This window comes from Geodermatophilus sp. SYSU D00779, from assembly GCF_054050595.1.
Map to the genome: position 1 here is coordinate 20,566 of NZ_JBJGZQ010000019.1, position 22,988 is coordinate 43,553.

The 22,988-nt window shown below is 70.1% G+C and carries 13 protein-coding genes and 2 pseudogenes; 6 read left to right on the forward strand and 9 right to left on the reverse strand.

Translation table 11 applies throughout. The features are described from left to right. The first annotated feature begins 13 nt into the window (after positions 1-13). The 6 genes and pseudogenes from ACI79G_RS15890 (at position 14) to ACI79G_RS15915 (ending at position 6,360) form a co-directional block, all read left to right on the forward strand. Complete coding sequence (locus tag ACI79G_RS15890; protein ID WP_456882083.1) at positions 14-640, forward strand: nucleotide exchange factor GrpE; 627 nt, start codon at positions 14-16, stop codon at positions 638-640. Beyond that, positions 640-1,665, forward strand: coding sequence for a DnaJ C-terminal domain-containing protein (locus ACI79G_RS15895; RefSeq protein WP_456882084.1), 1,026 nt, complete (start codon positions 640-642; stop codon positions 1,663-1,665). Before ACI79G_RS15890 ends, ACI79G_RS15895 begins: the two co-directional genes overlap by 1 nt. Further along, complete coding sequence (locus tag ACI79G_RS15900; RefSeq protein WP_456882085.1) at positions 1,662-2,009, forward strand: chaperone modulator CbpM; 348 nt, start codon at positions 1,662-1,664, stop codon at positions 2,007-2,009. Before ACI79G_RS15895 ends, ACI79G_RS15900 begins: the two co-directional genes overlap by 4 nt. Before the next feature lies 1 nt (position 2,010). Next, positions 2,011-4,647, forward strand: coding sequence for an ATP-dependent chaperone ClpB (clpB, locus tag ACI79G_RS15905; RefSeq protein ID WP_456882086.1), 2,637 nt, complete (start codon positions 2,011-2,013; stop codon positions 4,645-4,647). An 11-nt stretch (positions 4,648-4,658) separates the two neighbouring features. After that, complete coding sequence (gene trxA / locus ACI79G_RS15910) at positions 4,659-5,105, forward strand: thioredoxin (protein ID WP_456882087.1); 447 nt, start codon at positions 4,659-4,661, stop codon at positions 5,103-5,105. 427 nt (positions 5,106-5,532) lie between these two features. Then, positions 5,533-6,360: pseudogene (locus ACI79G_RS15915) on the forward strand (IS5 family transposase). 397 nt (positions 6,361-6,757) lie between these two features. Here the strand turns inward: ACI79G_RS15915 and ACI79G_RS15920 are convergent. The 9 genes and pseudogenes from ACI79G_RS15920 to ACI79G_RS15960 form a co-directional block, all read right to left on the reverse strand. Beyond that, the gene (locus tag ACI79G_RS15920; protein ID WP_456882088.1) at positions 6,758-9,637 is read right to left on the reverse strand and encodes a glycoside hydrolase family 31 protein; all 2,880 of its coding nucleotides are present in this window, start codon (positions 9,635-9,637) and stop codon (positions 6,758-6,760) included. Positions 9,638-11,027: 1,390 nt separating this feature from the next. After that, positions 11,028-12,269 (reverse strand): heparan-alpha-glucosaminide N-acetyltransferase domain-containing protein, encoded by a 1,242-nt coding sequence (locus ACI79G_RS15925; RefSeq protein ID WP_456882089.1) that lies wholly within the window; start codon positions 12,267-12,269, stop codon positions 11,028-11,030. A 119-nt stretch (positions 12,270-12,388) separates the two neighbouring features. Next, on the reverse strand, positions 12,389-13,396 hold the full coding sequence (locus ACI79G_RS15930) for a sensor histidine kinase (RefSeq protein ID WP_456882090.1): 1,008 nt from the start codon (positions 13,394-13,396) through the stop codon (positions 12,389-12,391). 155 nt (positions 13,397-13,551) lie between these two features. Beyond that, the gene (locus tag ACI79G_RS15935; RefSeq protein WP_456882091.1) at positions 13,552-14,232 is read right to left on the reverse strand and encodes a response regulator; all 681 of its coding nucleotides are present in this window, start codon (positions 14,230-14,232) and stop codon (positions 13,552-13,554) included. 567 nt (positions 14,233-14,799) lie between these two features. Then, on the reverse strand, positions 14,800-15,345 hold the full coding sequence (locus ACI79G_RS15940; RefSeq protein WP_456882092.1) for an RES domain-containing protein: 546 nt from the start codon (positions 15,343-15,345) through the stop codon (positions 14,800-14,802). Beyond that, positions 15,342-15,980, reverse strand: coding sequence for a hypothetical protein (locus ACI79G_RS15945; RefSeq protein WP_456882093.1), 639 nt, complete (start codon positions 15,978-15,980; stop codon positions 15,342-15,344). The genes ACI79G_RS15940 and ACI79G_RS15945 overlap by 4 nt, the downstream gene beginning before the upstream one ends. 64 nt (positions 15,981-16,044) lie before the next feature. Then, positions 16,045-16,770, reverse strand: a complete 726-nt coding sequence (locus tag ACI79G_RS15950) for a site-specific integrase (RefSeq protein ID WP_456882094.1) — start codon at positions 16,768-16,770, stop codon at positions 16,045-16,047. A 634-nt stretch (positions 16,771-17,404) separates the two neighbouring features. Continuing rightward, on the reverse strand, positions 17,405-20,293 hold the full coding sequence (locus ACI79G_RS15955; protein WP_456882095.1) for a BREX system ATP-binding domain-containing protein: 2,889 nt from the start codon (positions 20,291-20,293) through the stop codon (positions 17,405-17,407). A gap of 354 nt (positions 20,294-20,647) precedes the next feature. Next, positions 20,648-21,639, reverse strand: a pseudogene (locus tag ACI79G_RS15960) (IS481 family transposase). Positions 21,640-22,988 lie beyond the last annotated feature (1,349 nt).

Consider the following 22,988-nt stretch of genomic DNA (forward strand, 5'->3'; position numbering starts at 1 on the left):
GTGGTGACGATCGATGCCTGAGCGGGATCTCCCCACTGCAGGGGCCGAGGTGGTCGCCCCCGGCACCCCGCCCGCCGGCTCTCCGGCCGGCGGTGCGGGGCCGGCCGCCGCCGGCACCGATCCGCACGTCGTCGAGCTGCAGCACCGGATCGAGGAGCTCGAACAGCAGGTGGACGAGCTGGGCGACCGCTGGCGACGGGCGCTGGCCGACCTGGACAACCTGCGCAAGCGCCACGCGCGGGACGCCGAGCAGCTGCGCGCTCGGGAGCGGGCGCAGGCCGCAGCGGCCTGGCTGCCGGTGCTCGACCACCTGGAGCTCGCCCTGGCCCACGCCACGGCCGACCCGACGGCGATCGTCGACGGGGTCCGCGGCATCCGCGACCAGGCCCTGGCCGTCCTCGCCGGACTGGGCTTCCCGCGGCGCGACGACGTCGGGGCGGTCTTCGACCCGAACCGGCACGAGGCGGTCGCCGCCACCCCCGCCCCGCACGTGCCCGCCGGCACGGTGCTGGAGGTGGTGCGACCGGCCTACGGGGAGGGGGAGCGGCAGCTGCGTCCGGCGTCCGTCGTCGTGGCGGCCGCGCCGGCCACGGGCGACGGTGAGCACGACAGGGACCGGCGGGATGCGGGAGCGCGGTGATGGCCACCCGTGACCACTACGCAGCGCTCGGGGTGGACCGCGGCGCCAGCTCCGAGGAGATCCAGCGCGCCTACCGCAAGCTGGCCCGCCAGTACCACCCCGACGTCAACAAGGACCCGGCCGCCGAGGAGAGGTTCAAGGAGGTCTCCGAGGCGTACGACGTCCTGAGCGACCCCGAGACCCGCAGGCGGTACGACGCCTTCGGCCCGGACTTCCGCCAGGTCCCCGAGGGCGTGAATCCCGAGACCTGGCGGCGCTCCCGCACCGGCGCGGCGGCCGGAGCCGGGGGGCGCCCCGGATCTGGCTGGTCCACCGGCTGGGGGCCGGAGAGCGAGCAGGTCTGGGTCGGCGGCCCCGGCTTCGGTACCGGCGGCTTCACCGAGGGCATCGACCTCGACGACCTGCTCGGCGGCGTGTTCGGCGGCCGGGCCGGCCCCCGGACCGCGGGCCGCACCCGCAGCGGCTGGGGGCGGGTCCCCGGCGCGGACCAGGAGGCCGAGCTGCAGCTGACCGTGGAGGAGGCCTACCGCGGCGGACGCCGGTCGCTGACGCTGTCCGGACCGGACGGACCGCGCACCCTGGAGGTCAACATCCCGGCCGGGGTCACCGACGGGCAGCGGATCCGGCTGGCCGGCCAGGGCGGCCAGGGGAGCGGCGGTGCGCCGCCCGGCGACCTGTACCTCGTCGTCCGGCTCGCTCCGCACCCCCGCTACCGGGTCGAGGGCCGGGACCTGCACGTGGACCTGCCGCTGGCTCCCTGGGAGGCGGCGCTGGGCACGTCGGTGGCCGTCGACACCCCCGACGGCGAGGCCAAGGTCAAGGTGCCGGCCGGGACGTCGAGCGGGCGGCGGCTGCGGCTGCGCCACCGCGGCCTGCCCGATCCCCGCGGTGGAGCGGGCGATCTCTACGCCGAGGTCCGCATCGTGGTGCCGCACCGGCTGACGGAGACCGAACGGGAGCTGTTCTCCCGACTCGCCGCGGTCTCGACGTTCAACCCGCGCACGCAGGCCAGGAGGTCGAGATGACGTACGCCCTCGTACGCCGGGGCCGGGGCCAGCTGCTGGACCTGGACACCTTCGCCGTCCGGGCGCGGCTGCACCCGGATCTGGTGCGCCGACTCGTCGCGCTCGGGCTGCTGCAGGCCCAGCGCGACACGACCGACGCGTTGTGGCTGCCGCCGACGGAGCTGGCCACCCTCGCGCGCATCCAGCGGCTGCGGGCCGGGTTCTCGCTCAACTACGCCGCCGTCGGGCTGGTCCTGGACCTGCTCGAGCGCATCGACGAGCTGGAGGCGGCGTTGCGGCGGGCACAGCGGCCCTCCGGCCCGACGACCAGTCAGTTCACGCACAGGACGGCTAACGGAGGCTGACGTGGACCTCAACCGACTGACCCAGAAGTCCCAGGAGGCCCTGCACGACGCGCAGACCAAGGCGCTGCGCCTCGGGCACACCGAAGTCGACGGGGAGCACCTGCTGCTCGCGCTGCTCGACCAGCCCGAGGGCCTGACCGCGCGGCTGCTGTCCCAGGCCGGCGCCGATCCCGACCAGCTGCGCGCCGCCGTGGAGGCCGAGCTCGGCCGCCGGCCCCGGGTGACCGGGCCGGGCGCCGCGCCCGGGCAGGTGTACGTCACCCAGCGGCTGTCGAGGCTGCTCGACACCGCCGAGCGGGAGGCGCAGCGGCTCAAGGACGAGTACGTCTCCGTCGAGCACCTCGTCATCGCGCTGCTGGAGGAGGGCAGCGCCACCGCGGCCGGGCGGCTGCTGCGCTCGCACGGTCTGACCCGGGAGCGGTTCCTGTCCGCGCTGACCGACATCCGCGGCAACCAGCGGGTCACCTCGGCCATGCCCGAGGTGGCCTACGAGGCGCTGAGCAAGTACGGCCGCGACCTGGTCGCCGACGCGACCGCGGGCAGGCTCGACCCGGTCATCGGCCGGGACACCGAGATCCGCCGCGTGGTGCAGATCCTGTCCCGCAAGACCAAGAACAACCCCGTGCTCATCGGCGACCCCGGGGTCGGCAAGACCGCGATCGTGGAGGGGCTGGCCCAGCGCATCGCCCGCGGGGACGTCCCCGAGGGCCTCCGGGACAAGACCATCTTCGCCCTCGACATGGGCGCGCTGGTGGCGGGTGCGAAGTACCGCGGCGAGTTCGAGGAGCGGCTCAAGGCGGTGCTCAACGAGGTCCGCGCGGCCGAGGGGCGCATCCTGCTGTTCGTCGACGAGATGCACACCGTGGTCGGCGCCGGTGCGGCCCAGGGTGCGATGGACGCCGGCAACATGCTCAAGCCGATGCTCGCCCGTGGTGAGCTGCACATGATCGGCGCCACCACCCTCGACGAGTACCGCAAGCACGTGGAGAAGGACGCCGCGCTGGAACGCCGGTTCCAGCCGGTGATCGTCGACGAGCCCACGGTCGAGGACGCCGTCTCCATCCTGCGCGGCCTGCGGGAGCGGCTGGAGATCTTCCACGGCGTGGCGATCCAGGACGCCGCGCTGGTCGCGGCGGTCACCCTCTCGCACCGCTACATCTCCGACCGGTTCCTGCCCGACAAGGCCATCGACCTGGTCGACGAGGCCTGCGCGATGCTGCGCACCGAGATCGACTCCATGCCCGCCGAACTGGACGAGCTCACCCGGCGGGTGCGGCGGCTGGAGATCGAGGAGGCCGCGCTGGCCAAGGAGAGCGACCCGGCGAGCGAGCAGCGGTTGGCGGAGCTGCGCCGGGAGCTCTCGGACCTGCGCGCCGAGGCCGATGCCATGCGGGCCCAGTGGGAGGCCGAGCGGCACGCGCTGCGCAGGGTGCAGGCGCTGCGCGAGGAGCTCGAGCACGTGCGGCTGGAGGCCGAGCAGGCCGAGCGGGCCTACGACCTCGACCGCGCGGCCGAGCTGCGCCACGGGCGGCTGCCGGAGCTGGAGCGGCGGCTGGCCGCCGAGGAGGAGCAACTGGCCGCCAAGCAGGGCGGACGGCGGCTGCTGCGCGAGGTCGTCACCGAGGCCGAGATCGCCAGCATCGTCTCCCGCTGGACCGGCATCCCGGTGTCCCGGCTGACCGAGGGGGAGCGGGACAAGCTGCTGCGCCTGGACGCGATCCTGCACGAGCGGGTGGTCGGGCAGGACGAGGCGGTGCAACTGGTCGCCGACGCGATCATCCGCGCACGCTCGGGCATCAAGGACCCGCGCCGGCCGATCGGCTCGTTCGTCTTCCTCGGTCCCACCGGGGTCGGGAAGACCGAGCTGGCCCGCACCCTGGCCGCGGTGCTGTTCGACTCCGCGGACAACATGGTGCGCCTGGACATGAGCGAGTACCAGGAGCGGCACACCGTCTCCCGGTTGGTGGGCGCCCCGCCGGGTTACGTCGGTTACGAGGAGGGCGGCCAGCTCACCGAGGCGGTGCGGCGCAAGCCCTACTCGGTGGTGCTGTTCGACGAGATCGAGAAGGCGCACGCCGACGTCTTCAACACGCTGCTGCAGGTCCTCGACGACGGCCGGCTCACCGACGCCCAGGGCCGCACCGTGGACTTCCGCAACACCGTGGTGATCATGACGTCGAACATCGGGTCGCAGTACCTGCTCGACGGCGTCACCGGCGGCGGGGAGATCAAGCCCGACGCGCGGGAGGCGGTCATGGCCGAGCTGCGGCGGCACTTCCGGCCGGAGTTCCTCAACCGGGTCGACGACATCGTGCTGTTCAAACCGCTGACCCTGGCCGAGATCGAGACCATCGTCGAGCTCATGGTCAGCGACCTGCCCACCCGGCTGGCCGAGCGGCAGATGCGCCTGGAGCTGACCGAGGACGCCCGCCGGTTCATCGCCGGCCAGGGCTTCGACCCCGTCTACGGCGCCCGGCCGCTGCGCCGGTTCATCGCCCGTGAGGTCGAGACCCGCATCGGCCGCGCGCTGCTGTCCGGCGACGTCGCCGACGGGGCCACGATCCGCGTCGACGCTGCCGATGGTCGGCTCGCCGTCCGCTACGACGACCCGGCCGGGGTCGGCCGGACCGCCGCATGAGGAGGGACGCGATGACCTCGCCCACCGTCGTGGCCTGTCCGTCCTGCGGCCGCCGCAACCGGGTGCCCGCCGCCGCGGCGGGCACCCCCCGCTGCGGGCAGTGCCACACCGCGCTGCCCTGGATCGTCGACGCCGGTGACCAGGACTTCGCCGGCATCGCCGAGCGGGCCCCGCTGCCGGTCCTGCTGGATCTGTGGGCCCCGTGGTGCGGCCCCTGCCGCATGGTGAGCCCCGCCCTGGAGGACCTCGCCCGGTCCTTCGCCGGCCGGATCAAGCTGGTCAAGGTGGACGTCGACGCCGCTCCCCGGGTCGCGCAGCGGTTCGGGGTCCGAGCGGTTCCCACCCTGCTGGTCCTGCACCACGGGCAGGTCGTCGAGCGGCAGGCCGGCGCGGTGCCGGCACCGGCGCTGCGGAGCTGGCTGGAGAACGCCCTCTCCTCGATCACCGCTCGGCGGTGAGGACGACGGGTGCCCGGCCGCCAGGGGTCTCCGCGGGCAGCGCGGGGGTCAGGCACCCGTCAGCGCGATGCCATCGGGTCCTCAGGCTCACCGCGTGACCCTTAGTGGTCACGGGGGAGGAGAGCGCACGGGCCTCCACCTGGCGTGCTAAGCCGACCGGCGTGAGCGATCACGAGCAACGGCCCTCCGGAGGCTCATCCAGAGGCCTGAGAGGCACGCTGATCCGCGGGGCAGGCGACGGGGATCGGACCCGCATGGCCAGATTCGAAGGCGGGATCCTGTAGGTGTGTCCGCGCAGGTGGACGGCTCGTTGCGGTGTCCTCGAGGGTCCGCGTGACCACCATGCGACCAATCGCCTCTTAGAAGACGTTGCAGAAGTAGGGCTTCGGGCTCTGTTCCGTCCTGACGGTTCGGCTCAGGCCCGGGCATGTCGTCGCCGGCGTCTGCCCCGCCGCCCCGGCTGATCAGCGATGAGTTGTGGGCGCTGGTCGAGCCGCTGATCCCGCCGCAGAGGCCGGCAGTGCACGGCCGCACCGGTCGCCCGCGGGTCTCTGACCGAGACGTGCTCGAGGGCATCGCCTTCGTGCTCTCCACCGGCATCGGCTGGACCAAGCTGCCCACCGAGCTGGGTCACGGGTCGAGCTGGACCTGCTGGCGGCGGATGCGCGAGTGGGCCCAGGCCGGCGTGTTCGACCGTGTCCACCAGGCGGTGCTCGACCGCCTCGGCCAGCAGGGCGAGATGGACCGGTCGCGAGCGTCCCTGGACTCGGTCAGCGTCCGGGCGAGAAGGGGGTGAGCTGACCGGCCCAAACCCGACCGACCGGGGCAAGGCCGGCAGCAAGTACCACCTGCTCGTCGACGCCCACGGGCTGCGGCTCAACGTGCTCGTCTCGGCCGCGAACCGGCCCGACAGCCTGTTCGTCGAACCGATCCTCGACCGCATGCCGGCGATCAAGCGCGGCGGTCGCGGCCACCCCCGCCGGCGACCGGTCAAGCTGCACGCCGCCTTGGCTACGACAACCCCCGCGTGCGCCGCTACCTGCGCCGCCGCGGGATCATCGCCCGCATCGCCCGCATCGGCCGCGACTCCAGCGCCCGGCTCGGGCGGCACCGCTGGGTCGTGGAACGGACCCTCGGCTGGCTGTTGTCCTACACACGCCTGGCCCTGCGCTACGACCGCACCGCACAGACCATCACCTCGCTGGCCCGGCTCGCGGTCACCCTGATCTGTGCTCGCCGGCTACCGGCGCCCTGATGCGACGTCTTCTTGAGTCATCCGTCTACTGGCGCGCCCTCACGCAGGCACCGAGCGACTTCCCGGGAGAAGACGCTTGCACCGCTACGTAGGGCCTAGCGCCAACTGAAATCCGAGCTGTCCACTTGTTGTCGTCGCTACGCCACTGCGCCAAAGCGCTGTCAGTTGATTGGGCGCGGTCACATGCCGGAGACAACGCGATCTCTGTGGACGAGCTGCTGGAATTCAAGACCGAGGGTTGCCGCAGGCAACCCTCGAGCGGGTCAAGGACAACAAAACAACGGTGAAGGTCACTCCCTGTGCACCCGGCGCTGGGTGCCTGTGCGATGCGGCTCTGACCATCGACAAGAACGGGATCGAGTCGGTGACCCTTCCACCGGCTGCTGGACCATGTTGATCAGTGGAGGTTCCCCCGGATCTCCCCGGCGTACCCGCCAGGACCGACGTAGCGGAAGAACTGCCGCGGGCTGGTGTGGACAACGACGTCGCCGCGCCGCTTCTCCAAGGCGAACCGGACCTCCTGGTTCGGCTGCAGGTGGTCGAGCAGCAGGGTCCAGATCGGCCCGCTCGGGTGATCGGCCGGCGCAGGATACAGGTACGCGTAGGTGACCGAGGGTTCGAGTTGCACCTCGGTGAGCGGCCCGTGCGCAGTCTGCACCGGGGTCACGAAGCGGGCGTGGACGTCCTCTCCCCACGTGGTGTACGCGGAGTCGCAGACGAGGAGCACCGACGACGTCGCGGGGAGCGTCCCGGCGGTGGTGAACCGGAACGTATGCGCCGCCGCGACGCCGGCATCGGGCACGCACGCATGGACAGTTCGACTGTCCGGGTCGGCGGCCCACCCGGGCTGCGTGCGGCTTGGAGACGGCAGCAGCGGCAGCGGGGCACCGTTCAGTGTCACACCGGACACGACGAGAGGAGAGACGACTTCGATCCGCAGCGGGCGGACGTCCGCCGAGTCCGGCACCAGCCCCTCGGCGGCCGCGACCTCGACGACGATGTCCTCACCCTCGTGACGCTGGACGATGTCGGTCGTCCTGGGTGCGGACGAGCGGGTCTCGCCGTCGTCCTCGTAGACGGTGAACCGCCCGCCGACCTCGCCCCCGTCATAGACGCGCAGGACGAGATCCTCGTCGCGGCTCCCGTCGGCCTGGTGCCCGGCGGAGTCCTGCGTGCCGTCGTCCACGTGCATTCTCGGGATGACCGCGCCCCCCCGCGCGAAGACCGGCAGCCGGAAGACGCCGTCCCGGTACTCAGGGACGAACGTGACCCACTGCCCCGCGCTCTCCACGGCGGCTCCGGACCAGAAGTCGTACCACCGACCGGCCGGCAGGTAGACACTGCGGGCGTACTCGCCGTGGCCGGCCACCACGGCGACCATCAGGTCGGTGCCGATCAGCTTCTGGTGCCCGATGCCGAGCAACGCGGCGTCGGGGTAGACGAGGCCCGGCGGCGGCATCATCGGGGTTCCGTCGAGCGATGCCTGGTGGGCCAGCGAGTAGTAGTAGGGAATGAGCTCGTACCGGGTCCGGAGGTTGGCCAGGTTGCTCGGCCGGTGGCCCACCTCGTAGGGCGCCACGGGGTGGCGGCGTGGGCCGTCCGGCTTGTCGTCGGAGCGCTGAGTGTAGAAGTCGTAGTTGTTGACGTGCGGCCGCAACGGGACGTCGAGCCACGCGCTGTTCGCGAACCACTGGGTGTAGAGCTCGTCGAGCCGCTGAGCGTCGGCGTCCTGGCGGTGGAAACCGCCAACGTCGGAGCCGTAGTAGTCGATCCCGGAGCAGGACATGTGGGCCTGGTTGTGCAGCTGGGAGACCAGGACCGGCATGCGGCTGCTCGTGTCACCCGACCACACGGCGGCGCCGTACCGCTGGATGCCGGCGGTGGCGGCACGTGTCAGCAACAGCCGCCGCTGATCGGTGTTGTTCCGGGAATATCCGTCGTCGATGGACCGGTGCCAGAACAGGTTGTAGACGTTGGCGACGTCGGCATGCCCGGTGCGGCGCGAGCCGTCGCCGTCCAGGTCGTGACCTGCGTAGTGGGCACGATCGTGGAAGAACTCGGGCTCGCCCAAGTCCGTCCAGTGCATTCGCACCCCATAGTCGACCATGAAGGGCTTGCGCCGGTGGTCGTGGATCCACGCACCGGCGCCCGGAACGCTCCAGTCGATCATCGTGGCTTCCTGCCCGAACCAGACGCTCGTGAACTGGAGGTCGCTGGGGCCGAGGCGGACGAAGGGATTCTGGACTGCGCGGCCAAGCTCGATGTAGGTGCTGGTGGAGGTGTTGACGTACGACTCTTCGATGAGGGCGAAGCCGATGTGTTGGTTGCGGTAGCTCGCCAACCTCCCTTGCGGGTCCGGGAAGTAGGGGTCGTCCACACCCGGGGTGTCGGTGATGTCCCACCCCAAGCGCCCGACTTCGCTGTGGTCCACGCCATGCTGCGCGATCCCGCCGAACCAGAACAGGTCGAGGACGATGCCGTCGAAGGGGTAGGCGCCGCCACGGAGCGCGCCGATCACGTGATCGACGTCCTGCCAGGTCTCGAACCCGTACTCCGACATCCACAGCCCGAACGCCTTGCGCGGCGGCACCGGGGGTCGGCCCAGCAGGTCCATCACCCGGCGCCGCACGTCGAGCGATGTGGCGCCACCCACGAGGTAGACGCGCACGGGGAAGGTCGGGTTGCCGGGGACGTCGGAGCCGAGCCGGAAGGACCACGGGTTCGTGCCGAAGTCGGCCTCGATGCGGAAGACGTAGTCGAGGACGATCGCGAACGGTTGCGGGTCACCGGCGACCATCAGCACTGGAATTTGGAGGTAGCCCTCGACCCCTTTCTCGTAATCCTGTGTGCCGTGGCCATAGGGGCGGAACCTGTCCTGCACACTCGCGTCGACGACACTTCGGCGGCGTCCGACCCAGTCCACCCGGGCCGACGAGGGCCCGAAGCACTGACCCAACCCCCAAGCCTGCACGCCGGAGGCCACCTGGACGTCGAGCACGCAGGGGCCGCCGCCGGTCAACCGGAGTGCCACCAGCGGGTGGTCGTCGAGCGTGCGCACGGTGACCGGCCGATTCCCGCGCTCGTCCGGATCGCCTACCGACACCTTCCACAGCGTCGTCTCCGCCGTCGCATCGACGGCAGTGCCGACCGGCAGGCGCCTCGCCAGCAGTACCGGATGATCGGGCCGGCAGTCCCCGTCGTTCGAGGCCACGACCCGGACGACGTCCGGCAGCACGTCGTCCCCCGCGCCGTCCTTCGGTAGATCCACCGAGAACATACGCTCTCCCCCCTCGGAGCATCCGCGGTCGTCCGCCAGGCAGCCACCGCCGATCCTCCACCCTGACGGTCAACGTGACCGTGAACCGCCCCGGCGAGCCCGGAGACTGCGCGGGTCGGGGGACGGGTGGGCCGTAGGCCCATCCCGCACGGACACGATGGCGCCTTTCCGGCGGCCCGCTGCAGCCGGCACCCTTGGCCGGCTGTGGAGCGGCTGCCTGGCCCCTCAGGACGGCTCGGATGGGTCCGCGGATCACGCCATCTCCAGTCCGCACACAGTCCGCAGAGGACCGCAACTCAGCCAACCTGGGTCGTCGTCGGCCAACAACGCCCAATCACGGAACCGCAGCTCAGGTGAGGTTCCACCGATCACCGCACGCAGCCGTGCATCCCGAGTCAGTTCTGGGTCAACGAGCCCGGCCGGGTCTTGATCGCCCGGTGCGGCCGGTCGAAGCAGACGCAGACGATCCTCGCGTCGGGTTCATCTACGCCTATGACCGCGGCGTCCACGACGGCGACCTGGCCGGCGCCCGGGAACAACTGCGCCGGCGACGCCGACCGGCGTCGGCCTATCCCGGGATCGCGTTGACGCGGCGTGACCGGTTCGAACCGCTCCCGCGACGTGTGAGCTCGAGTCCGTGGCCGCCGGCGGGACCTGGCAACTGGCCAGCAGAGGGAACTTCGTGACCCCGCTGGGTCACGAAGTCATGTCCGTCGGTCCGACAAGGTCCTCACCAGGCTGTTTCGACCGAGCGGCGTGACCCATTCATGACCCACGCAGGGGAAAGCAGGGGTCTCCAGGGGCCTGGAACGGGGGCGTTCGGAGGGTCCTCCAGACCTCCTCCAGGAGGGCTTGCAGGCCGGTTGAGCTGCGAAACGCGTGGAACGGGTGACGGGAATCGAACGCGCATGGCGAGCTCGGAAGGCGTGGTCTCCTGGCGTCCGTATCGGCTGGTCAAAGCGTTCTTCGCCCTACACCGTGCCTTCAGCGTGCCTCAGTCGAGGGGGTATCGCGACAGCCAAGTCCGCATCCCATCGGTATTCGGTCCGCCCCGCAGGGACCTCCCGTCGTTCTCCAGTCCGTGTGCGCGGATGTCCCCGCTCGGGTCGGCCCTCAGTGATCCGTCGGACCGTGGTGGTTCTCCCGGCGCTGAGGGAGTCGGACTTCCGCCGGGGTCCGCGTCGCTGACCCAGGTGACGGAGCGTCGTCTCCCGTTCCGCAGCTGCCGCGGGTACCGCGCTCGGTCCCCGCGGCATCAAGCGCTGGGCGGGGGTCCATCGCTTGCTCCGCGGCAGGAGTGAACGAGCCCGGTCCGGACTCGCGAAGTGGTTGTGTGACGTCACCTCGTGCAATGGAGTGCCGCACAGTCCTGTGCGGAGGAGCGAGGCTGCTAGACCGTCGGCGCGGGCGTGCGGTCGGACAGTCCGGCTGCCCGGTTGGAGCTCCAGGTGAGCAGTCGCTCGAGCGGGCCGCGGCCGGCCAGCAGCCGCCAGGCGACCGCGAAGACCATCGCGCCGGCGATGAAGAGCAGCCAGATCGGCCAGCCGAAGGATCCGTCGGGAGGGAACACCCGAAGGACCACGATGTGCAGGCTGTACGCCGTCAGAGCCATCGCGCCGACGGAGGCGACCGGATAGGTCAGGCGTGGGAAGGCCTCGGCGACGGCCAGGCAGACGGCGATGGCGGCGACCGCGACACCGGCCGAGGCCAGCAACCAGAACGGCGTTCCGGTGTGCGGCTGGGCTCCGCTGAGCCAGGCCCAGTCCCACTGCCCGATGCTCTCCTCGTTCCACCCCGGCATGCGCCCGGACGCGTCCACGGGCTCCGGGACGGCGACGCCGCTGGCGAGCAGGTGGGTGCTCGCCCAGCCGAGTGCGTAGCCGGTGACCGTCGCCGCCGCGCCGGCGAGGAGGAGGACGGCCCGGACCCGGCGGGCGGAGAGGTCGAGCCGGCCGACGGCCAGGCCCACCAGGACGAACGCCCACCACCACAGCACCGGGTAGGCACCGGTGAGCACCAGGGAGGTGAACGCCGTTTCGGCCTCGGTCACGATCGCCACCTGCGACAGCAGCAGGGACACCGGCGGGGCGATCACCGCGATGCCGGCGGCCAGCATCAGCAGGCGGCGTGGTGACCACTGGAGGAACGGCAGCGCGAGCACGAACAGGACCGCGTAGGCGCCGAGGATGACTTCGATCTCCGTGCCCAGCAGTTCCAGCGCGCCGCCGATGAGGAACACCCAGGCCGCACGGACCATGATCCGCTTCCGCGCGCGGACCAGGTCTTCCCCGGTTGCCGCACGGGTGCCCCCGGACAGCAGCGCGATGGACACCCCGGCCAGGACGCCGAACAACGCCGCGGGCCGGCCGTAGACGAGGGCCTGCCAGCTCGACGGCGACCAGGACAGGTTCTCGGTCAGGTCCAGATGCGCGCCGATCATGCCCAGGACCGCCAGGCCGCGGGCGAGGTCCAGCCCGGTGATGCGGACCTTGCGCTCGGATGGCGAGCTGCGGCCCCCGGCTGCCAGACGGTGTTCGGCCCCGCCAGGGCTCACCGCAGCGGTCATGGCGAGGCCCGTGAGGGGCTCTGAGCTGGTCGAGCCGCGGCCGAACGAGACCGCAGTGTGCGTCATGACTGTCACGATGGCGCGGCGGACGGCGTGAACGCATCCCGCCGATCGACTGGCGGGTACCCCGCCGACCGGCGGATCCCGCACCCTTTCGGGGAGGGGCGCTTCCGTGTCCTCGGCGGTCAGTTCTGCCGGCGCTGTTCGGGCCCGGAGCCGTTGGGAAAGACGGCCTCGACGAGGAATCCGCCGTCGTCGGTGGGTGCCGCCCGTAGGACGCCGCCGAGGAGTTCGGCGCGCTCGCGCAGCCCGATGAGACCGTGTCCACCGCCGGGAAGGTCGGTGGCCGGCGGTGCCGCCGTTGACGGCCCGTTGCGGATGGCGACGCACAGTCCGGTTCCCCACGGCGCGATCTGCACCGTGACCGGGGCACCGGGAGCGTGCTTGCTGATGTTGGTCAGGGCCTCCTGCACCGTGCGGTAGGCAGCCCGCTCGACCGCGTCGGGCCAGCTGCGGCCGCTGACACCGTCGAGCACCACGCGGGCGTCGTGTCCACTTGCCTGGACCAGCCGGGGGATGTCGCCCAGACGTGGCTGTGGGGCGAGTTCGGACACGTGCCCGCCGGCCGCCCGCAGCACGCCGACCATCTGCCTCAGCTCTTCAAGGGTCTGGACGCTGAGCTTCCTGATCGCGTCCGCGGTGTCACGAACCCCCTCGTCGTGGGTCGTGACCCTCAGGGCGCCTGCTTGGACGGCGATGAGGCTGACCTGATGGGAGACGACGTCGTGCATCTCCCGGGCCAGGCGTGCGCGTTCCTGTGCCAACACCGTCTCTGACACCAACCGCTTCTCCCGTTCCCGGCCGGCGGTGAGTTCGGCGAACCGGGCGGAAAGCTCCCGTCGGGTCTGGACCAAGAACCCCAGCGCCACCGGAGCGCTGGCGTACACAGCGGTGTCGATGAGCCCAAGAAGGACGCCCCCGAGGAGCTCGCTGAACGGCTCGGCGAGATCGGGATCGGTCGATGGCCAGGGCAGGTGGTCCCAGGGCCGGAAGTCCCCGAGAGCGGTGATCACGGCGCAGACCAGCACCGGGCGCCGAGCGGGAGACGTGGCGGCGACCGTGTAGAGGGCGACCAGAGGTGCGACGAGGACGTGGGCGGTGTACAGCGCCGGAAGGGTCAGCGCGAAGACCACGAAGGGCCACCGACGGCGGAAGGCGAGCGCGAGGGCAGCGACCAGGGAGACGAACAGTCCACTTCCCTCGTCTACTGCGCGGAGCCAGGAGTCGAGCAGGGCCAACGCCACCACACCGGCATCGACGAGCGCCGCCCGCGGGCGCGTCATCGGCGTCATCGGCCTTCGCCCTCCGACGGCGACACCACGCCGGCTTCGCGGGCCACGACGGCCGCCTGGACGCGGTTGGTCACGTCCAGCCGAGTCAGCACTGCGCTGACGTAGTCCTTGACCGTCGCAGTGCTCAGATAGAGACGCCGACCGATCTCGGCGTTGGACAGGCCTTGCCCGATCAGGCCCAGCACGTCGCGTTCCCGCGGACTCATCGCCTCGATCCGGCTCATCGCCTCGATCCGGGCCACGTCGGCCGGTCGGGCGCTGCCCTCGACATACCCACTGATCACCGTGCGCGTGACGGTCGGGGACAGCACGCTCCCGCCAGCGGCGAGCATCCGCACCGCGTGTACCAGTTGTTCGGGCTCAGTGTCCTTGAGCAGGAAACCCGCAGCCCCCAGCCTGAGTGCTTGGGCGATGAACTCGTCGGAGTCGAAGGTGGTCAGCATCGCCACCGCGGGGTGATGGGGCCGCCGTGCGAGCTGGCGCAGCACAGCAAGGCCGTCGACCTCGGGCATCCGCAGATCCAGCAGGATCACGTCGGGTCGGTGACGCCGCGCCTCCTCGATCGCTTGAACTCCATCGCACGTGGCGACCACCTCGATGTCATCGGCCGAGCCCAGGATCAGCTTCAGACCCGACCGGACGAGAGCCTCGTCATCAACGACCATGACGCGGACCATGGACCTCCTCCTCCCGAGCAGCGCACCGACCGTCCGCGGCTGATGCCGAGCGGGGCACTACCGTCCCGGGCCCCAACACGTCGAAGGACGCCGGATCAACGATGCAAGCGTGGAGGGGCGCGGCGATTATGGACCCACTCGGCGGGGATAGACGATCCACCGGTCGACGGGTAGATACCAGCCGGTCGGCCGATGCGCAGCCGCCGTGCTCGGCAGCGTGTCGGAGACCGCCCCAGCGCCCATCGACGGCTTTGAGTCGAGGAGTTGTGCGCGCCTACGGGTTGAAAGCGCTCCTGCTGTGGCGGCGGACCGGGACTACTTGAGGTCGTGCCTCAAGCACCGGCCAGAGCCGGTGGTCCGCGGTCGACAGGGGTCAGCGCCGTTGAGGCACAGGAGCAGCGCCAAAGCCTCGCTGAACTGGGCAGACGGACATCTGGGCTGGTCAAGACGTGGAGCGGGTGACGGGAATCGAACCCGCATGGCCAGCTTGGAAGGCTGGAGTCGGCGTGCCTATCCGCCCCGGTCAGAGCCCACATTCGGGGGCTCAGGGGCCCGTTCGTGACCAACTCATGACCAATCCATCGGCCGGACCAGGCTGAGAAGCCGGACCGGCGGACGTCCCGCCTCCACGACCCGCCAGCCCCGCAGGTCCGGACGGCGGCCGTAGAGGACGTAGACCACCCCGTCCCGGTCAGCTGCCGGCACCAGGCCGCCTCCTTCCGTCCGTTCGCCTCGTGCCGCGCCAGGCAGCAGCGCGGCCGACGGGGCGCGGATGGTGGGGGCGCCCGACGCCGCCCGCGCCTGCCGTGCGAGCTCCTGGCAGGCCGGATACGTCTCCTCGCCGCCTAACAAGCCTTCGGCCGTCAATGGCAATGCGCCCGCCAGCTCGCCGTCGTCCACCTCGAACGCCCAGAGGCTGCGGGCCACTCCAGCAAGGTCCTCCGGCTCGGTGATCTCTTCGTGCCGCAGGAACTCCGCCCACGCCCCGTCGGGGGTATCGGCGACGTACTGGGCGGGGCCTTCGCCGGACCCGTGCCACCGGGCGGCTGGTTGGGCGTCGGTCTCCCACAGTGGTGGGAAGCGTGCGTCGGCGTTGCGGAAGACCGTCGTCATGCGGTGCGTAGGCTCTCGGCCAGCCGGCGGATGCGCTCCCCGTTCGGGCCGTCGGGATTGAAGTCCTTGCCCATGAGGTCCGCGGGCGACCGTCCGTCGAGCGCTGATCGTGGGCGGGTGAACCAGCGCCGCATGCCGTAGTCGTTGTAGGAGCCGGCGAGCTCGGCGAGGACGAGGGCTATGAAGTGCAGGCGTTCCGCGATCGCTTGGGGGGTTTCCCGACCACCAGAGCTGTAGCGGCGGATCGACGATGGCGATGCTCCCACCAGCCGGGCAACAAGATCCTCGTCCAACGTGGACAGCACCGGCTGCCACTCTCCGGCCGGCCGAGGGGAGCCCTCGGCTTCCTGAAGCAAGCGTTCGAGCATCTGGCGGACGCTGGTGATCTGCTCGGCACTCTCACGGCTCCACGACCGCGTGCTTGCTTCCTTCACTTGAATGCCTACCAGCGTGGTCTTGCCTGAGCCGAGCGAGTTGCTCACTGCAAGGAGGGCGTCCCAACCCAACACTGAGTGGGCTCGATGAGGGGCAGCCCCGACGAACTCCGCGGTGTAGAGGGCGCGGAGAGCCGCCTCGGCCAGGTCAGGGTGGGAGCGAAACGGCTCCTCAACAGACTCAAATTGGAGCTCGGTCATGCTCCATTCTTGCTCCGAGCGGTGTCCGAAGGCAAGTGCATGGGGAGCCTTACGGCCCGGCCGGTCACGGCGGCGTGCCGTCGTCTCGATCCTGGGCCTCGGCGCGGGCGCCCGATGCGGCGTCCAGCATGGCATCGAGAGCGCGAGCGATCTCGGCGTCGCGGTCGTCGGCGGCGTGCTGGCAGAGGAGGGCGGCGGCAGGGGAGGAGTGGCCCAGCCGGCGCATCAGTTCCTTAGTCGTTGCGCCGGTCGATGCGGCCAGCGTCGCCCCGGTGTGGCGGAGCTCGTGGGGCCGCACTGCTGGCAGACCGATGGCCTCGGCGGCGCGGCGGAAGGTCGAGTTCCAATTGCTGCGGGCGAGGTAGCCGCCGGTACTGGTGGTGAACAGGAGGGCGTCTGGAGGGATTGGGACGTGCTTCCCCAGGTGCTCCTCCAGTACCGCCGCGACCGCGGCGGGGAGGGTCACCGTCCGGTGTCCGGCGTCGGTCTTCGGTTCGCCGACCACCCACCGGCCGCCAACGCGTCGCACCGAACGCTCGACGCGCAGTCGGCCGCCGGCCAGGACGTCGGATCGGCGCAGCGCAGTGGCTTCACCGAACCAGAGCCCGCCGAAGGCGAGGACGAGCAGCAGTGCGCGGTACCGGGCGGTCCTCCGGTCTCGCCCCAGTTGCTCGGCCAGCTGCAGTGCCGCTGCGGCGGTGAGTGCACGGGACGGCCGGGTGGCCTTGGGTGTGCCGGCGCCGCGCAACCGGCACGGGTTGGAGGCGATGGCGTCGTCGGCGACCGCCACGTTGAGGATGGCGCGGCCTGCACAAAGAAGTGGCCCGGCTTCGTAACGCCACTGCATCCTCAGAAGCACGAACCGGTGGGCTTCTGATGATCCTTGACATGACGCCCTCACGCGAGCGGCGGTCTCGGCCGCCGCCGTTCCGCCGTGGTCTGCCGACAGGGTCGCGACTATACAGACGACGCCTCCGGTTAAGGTGTCCCGTACCGGTCTGCTGGAGGTCTCAAGCCACATGAGGATGAGTCATGGCGGCACCGCAGACCGCCGAACTAGATGGTGTCGCGGGACACCTGTGAACGGTGTCCCGCGATACCGCGATACCGCGATACCACGGTGGAGCGGGTGAGGGGATCGAACCCGCACAGTCAGCTTGGAAGGGGCGGTTTCGGGGCAGTGTTTCCGCTGGTCAGGCCTCAATGCGGTGCTCAAGATGCTCGCGAGAGCGGCGCTTCCCTCCAGCCCGCTGCTGCGCCGGCACTTCCGTGCCCGTGCTGCCGCCATTGGCCGTCGGTACGTCCCCCCATCCGGCGTTGAGTAGATACTTCCTCGAATTCTGCAATTTCCTACCGGCTCCCTAGCTCACCGACATCGTCTGAGAACCCGGGAGCACTCCACAACCCAGTTGGTCGCAGGCTAGTCACTCCCCGACTAGCGGCACAGCCAGTTGTCGGGCGAGGGCCGATCGCGAACGCACGCCGAGCTTTGAGTACACGCGGGTCAGGTGGTACTCCACCGTCTTGGGGCTGCAAAACAGGCGCGCGGCCGCTTCCCTGTTCGTTGCCCCGCTGGCGATCTCCTGCGCGACCCGCATCTCCTGTTGGGTGAGGCCGAAGCCGTCAACAACACCACTCAAGGCGGTGGTGCCGGAGCGCCTAGCATTACCGAGCTCAATGTCCGCCGTGGCGCGCCACCCCGCGGCTCCGACTCGGCTGAAGGTCGCTGCCGCCTCTTGGATGAGGGCTCGGGCGGCGGTGGGGCGGCGGCGGCGACGCAGAGCGGTCCCGGCTACGAGCTGGGCGCGTGCCTCCTCGAGGGGTGTCAACCGGAGGCTCCCGGTCGAGACAGCGGCCAGCAGCTCGTCGACGCCTTCTTCCCCGTGTAGCACTACCCGACACCGGGCCACTACGGCTCGATGCCAATCATCCGGTTGAGCAGGCATTGATTTGACCCACGCCTGCAGCGCGGCGTCAGCTTGGGTTACTCGGCCACTCCGGGCCAGGGCCTCGACGTAATCCGGCTGCCACGGGATGGCGCGTGTGCCATGAAGCTGCATGGAGGTCATGAAGTCGGCGGCGGGTGACAAGACCTCCGTCGCCTCTTTCGCGCGTCCGGTGCTCAACAGCAGGTGTCCGCGTGCAAGTGCTGCAAACAAGCTCTGGCCGGGTTCGTGCAGTTTCGCTCCCAGGTCGGTGCCAGCAGCGCCGTGCTCCAGGCACCGTCGTTCGTCACCCATCGCCGCACAGATGCGTGCCGCGTAGGCATGAGCCCAGCCGGTGAGGGCGAGACTGCCCAGTTCCTGCAAACCCTCGATCGCCCGATCCGCGGCGGTGAGCCCTGCCAACAGGTTGGCGGTCCAGCCAGCCAGTTCGGTGCGCGCCAACATGAGGTAGCAGACGCTCGACGGCCGCGCCCGTGCCACCGACAACCACAGGGTGATGAGCTCATCGGCGAGATCGAGGGCCGGAGTCCAGGTCAACGCCTGGGCTGGCGACCCAACCAAGTCGTCCAGCATGGCCACGAGGCCGGCCCGTACAGCTGACGACTCCTCCTCCCCACCGCGCGCCGCAGCCAGCAGCCGCTGCACCCGCCCGATGAGCTCGTCCACCGATGCAGACCGATGCGCGCCACCCAACACGTCCACCTGCGCCACCAAGCTGAGCGTCGGCAGCAGGAATAGCGTCTCCTCGACGTCACCGCTCAGCGCGGTGATCGAAGGCTCGCGGTTGGCGAAGAGCGCTCGCATCGTAACGTGTGCGGCCTGTGACAGGTCCCTGCAGCGCTGGAGCTCAACCATGTTTCGAGCCCTCAGAGCTGCCACCATGAGCGTTGCTGCCCTCTGTCGCGGGGGCAAGTCAGCGGGGATGTGCTGGGCCACCGGCTGTGCATCCAGCGGCGTGTCCCACAACATGAGCCGAGCCGACAATTCGAATGCGGCCGCCCACACCTCCGAGGCCACGCCGTCACGCGCCAAGAGAACCTGCAGGTGACTAAGAGCCTCGGCATGCTGACCAGCGGCTCGCAGTGCCCGGGCGGCAGCAAGTTCCCGCACATCGCGCATCGGTCCTGGAGGACTCAGCGTCACCGCTAGCTTACGCATTCCGACGCTGGCGGCGGCACCAACCCGTCGTTCCGCCGCATCCGCCGCCTGCTCCAGCACAGCCGCCGCATTCTCGTCGGTCCCGACGACGGACAACCCGCGATGCCAGGCGTGTCGCTGCGGGTCACTGTCCTTTGCGGCCGCGGCCAGCGCCGCGTGCGCACGGCGGACACCAGCTGACCCAACGACCTCCAACGCTGCGGCCCGGTACAACGGGTGGGCGAAGTCCAGATGCCCACTCCCGACAACGACGAGGCCGGCCTCCTCGGCCGGCAGGAGGTCAGAAAGACACAATCTGAGCTCCGACAAGGCGTGTGCCGTGAACTGAGCAGCGATCGAGCCGGCAGTAGCGACCACACTTAGGGCGGTACGGGTCGCCTCGGGAAGCGCACGGATCAGCCCGGAGAAGGTGCGGCGGGCGACGTCCTGCAGAGGCAGGGACAGCGGAAGCGACGCATTACCAACGAGTGCATCTCGGGAAAGTTGGTTCGCAAGGTGACTGACGGCGAGGGGGTTGCCAAGCGTTTCCTCGCGGACTCGGACCACGACCGAGGGCGCGGGCTGTACACCAGCCGCCGTCGCGAGCAGTTCCCCCACTTCGCACTCGGCCAGGCCAGGGAGGCTAATGACGTCCCAGGGGCCGCGGACACGCTGCTGCTCGGTCGGCCGTTGCGCCATGACGACGGTCACTCGGTCAGCCAGCAGCCGACGGATCGCGAAGCTCAGCGCTTCACCTGAGGCGGCGTCGACCCAGTGCGCGTCGTCGATGACGAGGAGCACCGGAACTTCCACCGCAGCTGCGGCGATGAGTTGGAGCGTCGCAGCGCCGAGCAGCAGTCGGTCGGTGGAGCCACGCCCTCCTCCGCCGGCAGCGGCCGTTAGGACCTCGTTGTGCTGGGGATGGAGGGCGGGGAGCCACCGGGCGAGCGGTCGGACGACGTCGACCATCGCCGCCAGAGGCAAGTCGGCTTCGCCCTCCACGGGCCGGACGATCACCTGGCGGAACGAGCGCTGCGCCGCCTCGACCATGAGCCATTCCACGAGCATCGTCTTGCCTGCTCCGGCCTCGCCCTCGATCAGATGCACTGATGAGCGACTCGAAAGCGCCGCATCCAGCCCCTCCACGAGCGCTTGCTGTGCCGACGTCCGACCGACCATGGTCTTGGGCAGGCGGAGCGAGCGGTCCTCGCGGGGAATGTCTGCGGGCAAGCCAGTCTCCATCGAGTAGGCGCGAGGTGACGCCGCGCTATGGCGCTCGCACATTATGCGCCGAGAGTCTCAATGACAGGGAGTGGTGGACCTTCAGCGTGGTGAACGTGGGTCCTGCGGTGGATCACTGGTCGGCGTTGGGTGTGGCGCAGCCGGGTTCCGAGCTTCGAGTTGTCACCTGTCGCCCTCGACAGCCGTCACCCAGCGTGGTGGACAAGCCAGCCGATGACTTCCTCAGCTTGCCCGCAGAGTACCCCGGCTGCCAGTTGTTGAATTGGGGCCGGGAGCGCGCAAAGGGGTCGGAGCGCACACTTCGTTCGGTCCGCCGCGCACAGCAAGGCTCGCGATCTGGCCCTAGCTGTACTGCCCGGACAGGTTGGTCAAGCGTGTGATCGGGGGTCGGTTTCCGATCGCGGTGTGGGGCCGGTGATGGTTGTACTCGTGCAGCCAGCCCGGCAGGGCCGTTCGGCGCGCTGACTCGCTGCTGAACATTCGGGCGAAGGCCCAGCCGTCGGCCAGCGTGCGGTGGAAGCGTTCGATACTGCCGTTGGTCTGTGGCCGGTACGGCCGGGTCCGCTTGGGCTTGATGCCGAGCCCCAGGCAGGCCTCGCGCCAGGCGTGGGAGCGGTAGGCCGAGCCGTTGTCCGACAGCACCCGCTGGATGGTGACGTCGTGGGCGGCGAACCAGGCCACCGCCCGGCGCAGCACGCCGATGGCGGTGGCGGCGGTCTCGTTATCGTGAATCTCGGCGTAGGCCACGCGACTGTGGTCGTCGAGCACGGTGTGCACGAACGCGGTGCCGAGCAGCGGGTTGTACTGGGCGTTGCGCGGCTTGCCCGGCGTGGCGGCCCGGTTCTTCCTGCCTTGCTGGCGGCCGACGTAGCGCCAGCCGCCGCCGTCGGGGATGTTGCCCAGCTTCTTGACGTCGACGTGCAGCAGCGAACCGGGCCGGTCGTGCTCGTAGCGGCGGATCGGCTCGCCGGTGCGCCGGTCGACGTGGGAGAGCCGGTTGATCCGGCAGCGGCGCAGCACCGCGTGCACCGTGGAGGCGGCCAGGCCGAGTCGAGCGGCGATGGCCACCGGCCCGAGGCGCTTCTTCCACCGCAGGTGCACGATCTTGCGCACTACCGGCCGCGGGGTGCGCCGCGGGCACGTGTGTGGCCGCGAGCTGCGGTCGCCATGCCGGCCTCGCCGGTCTGGCGATACCGCTCAGCCCATCGCTCGGCGGTGGGCCGGGAGACGTTGAACACCGTCGCCGCGTAGCTGATCGTCCAGCCGTCCTCCACCACGGCATGCGCCAGCTTGAGTCGATGGCGAGGAGTCAGGGCAGCGTTAGCGTGGGCCACGAGGACCTCCGGGTCGTGTGAGCGGGTGCCTTCAGCAGCTCCACTCCACGTCCGGAGGTCCTCCCCGAACAAGATCAGTCAGATCGTGTCGTCACATGCCCTCGACCAACGTCTCTGGTCAGTACACCTAGCCCCGCAGGTTGCCGAGGATCGCCCGGACGGACGGCGCCCGGAGCCTCGTGCCGGGCACGCAGGACCGCGAGGACGTGCCGGGCAGGAAAGTGGCGTGCTCGATGCTGTCCGGGACGCTGTCAGTGATGTCAGATCCCGCGGACAGCGCCGTGCCTCCTGACGGGCGTGCACGTCGGAAATGCCGCTCTCGGCTCCACCTGCGCCCAGCGCCGTCGGTGTGTTCCCCGCTACTTGGCGTTGACTTCGACCTGTGTGGTCGTCTCGTGCACAGCGACGTGTGTCAATGGACAACGTCAACGGAGAATGCAGTCAAGGCCGCGGGGGCTCCGCGTGTGTTCAGCCGATGTGGATTTGGTCCATGTTCCGACCGTCTGGCGCGGAGATCACCTTCCGTTGCCTCATGTCAGCACCCTCGATCCACATCGTGATCAAGGTCTTAACAGTCGCATTCTGAAGGTTGATTGGCGGGCCCCAATGAGCCCACCTTTGGTGGTGCACTGACTCCGCGACTCGGACATGTCGGGCGGGCTCGACTTCACGCGACGCCTTATCGCTGCGTGATTCATCGAGCTGAGGGGCTAGGGAAGCCAGCGTCCTGTGAGGCCACTGTAGTCGACGTACACATTGAGAGGGATTTGACGTCCGGTTCGGTCTTTCAGTTGTACCCATGTATCGTGAGGCAGATCATCAACGCGAAAGGTGTCGCCGCCGGAGAGGTGTGGTACGGCGACGTAGATCGAACGCTTGTCATGAAGATAGACGACATACCAAGAGTGGTACGCCGGGTGCCATGTGCTCGAACTTCCAATCTTGAACGACCCATAGGGGTCTGGAGTTAGCGAAGGGCCAGCAATGATGGGGGCTGAAGCACCTCGGTGCTGCTGCTTTCCTCTGCCGAACATGTGAAGTCCTCCAAGTCGTCAGTTCGAGCGTGACGCGACCTCGGTGTATGCGGGAGGCCGGCTGACGTGGGGCAATGACTCCTCGGGGGTCGTTGTGTCCTCAGCGCCTACGGCATCGACGTCGGGTGTGGTGACGGGTGTGGCTCCGGCCCGGGCCCAGGCTGGGCGAGCCGGTCGGCGTCGCGGCTTCGTCCCGGGCTGCGCGGACGGAGGACGGCTTAGCCCGGAAGCGCGCCGCGCGGAGCGGATCCCGGGGAGGAGGGCCGCTGGGATGGCTTTCACAGGCACGACGCTAGGAGGAAGAGCGAGTCACAG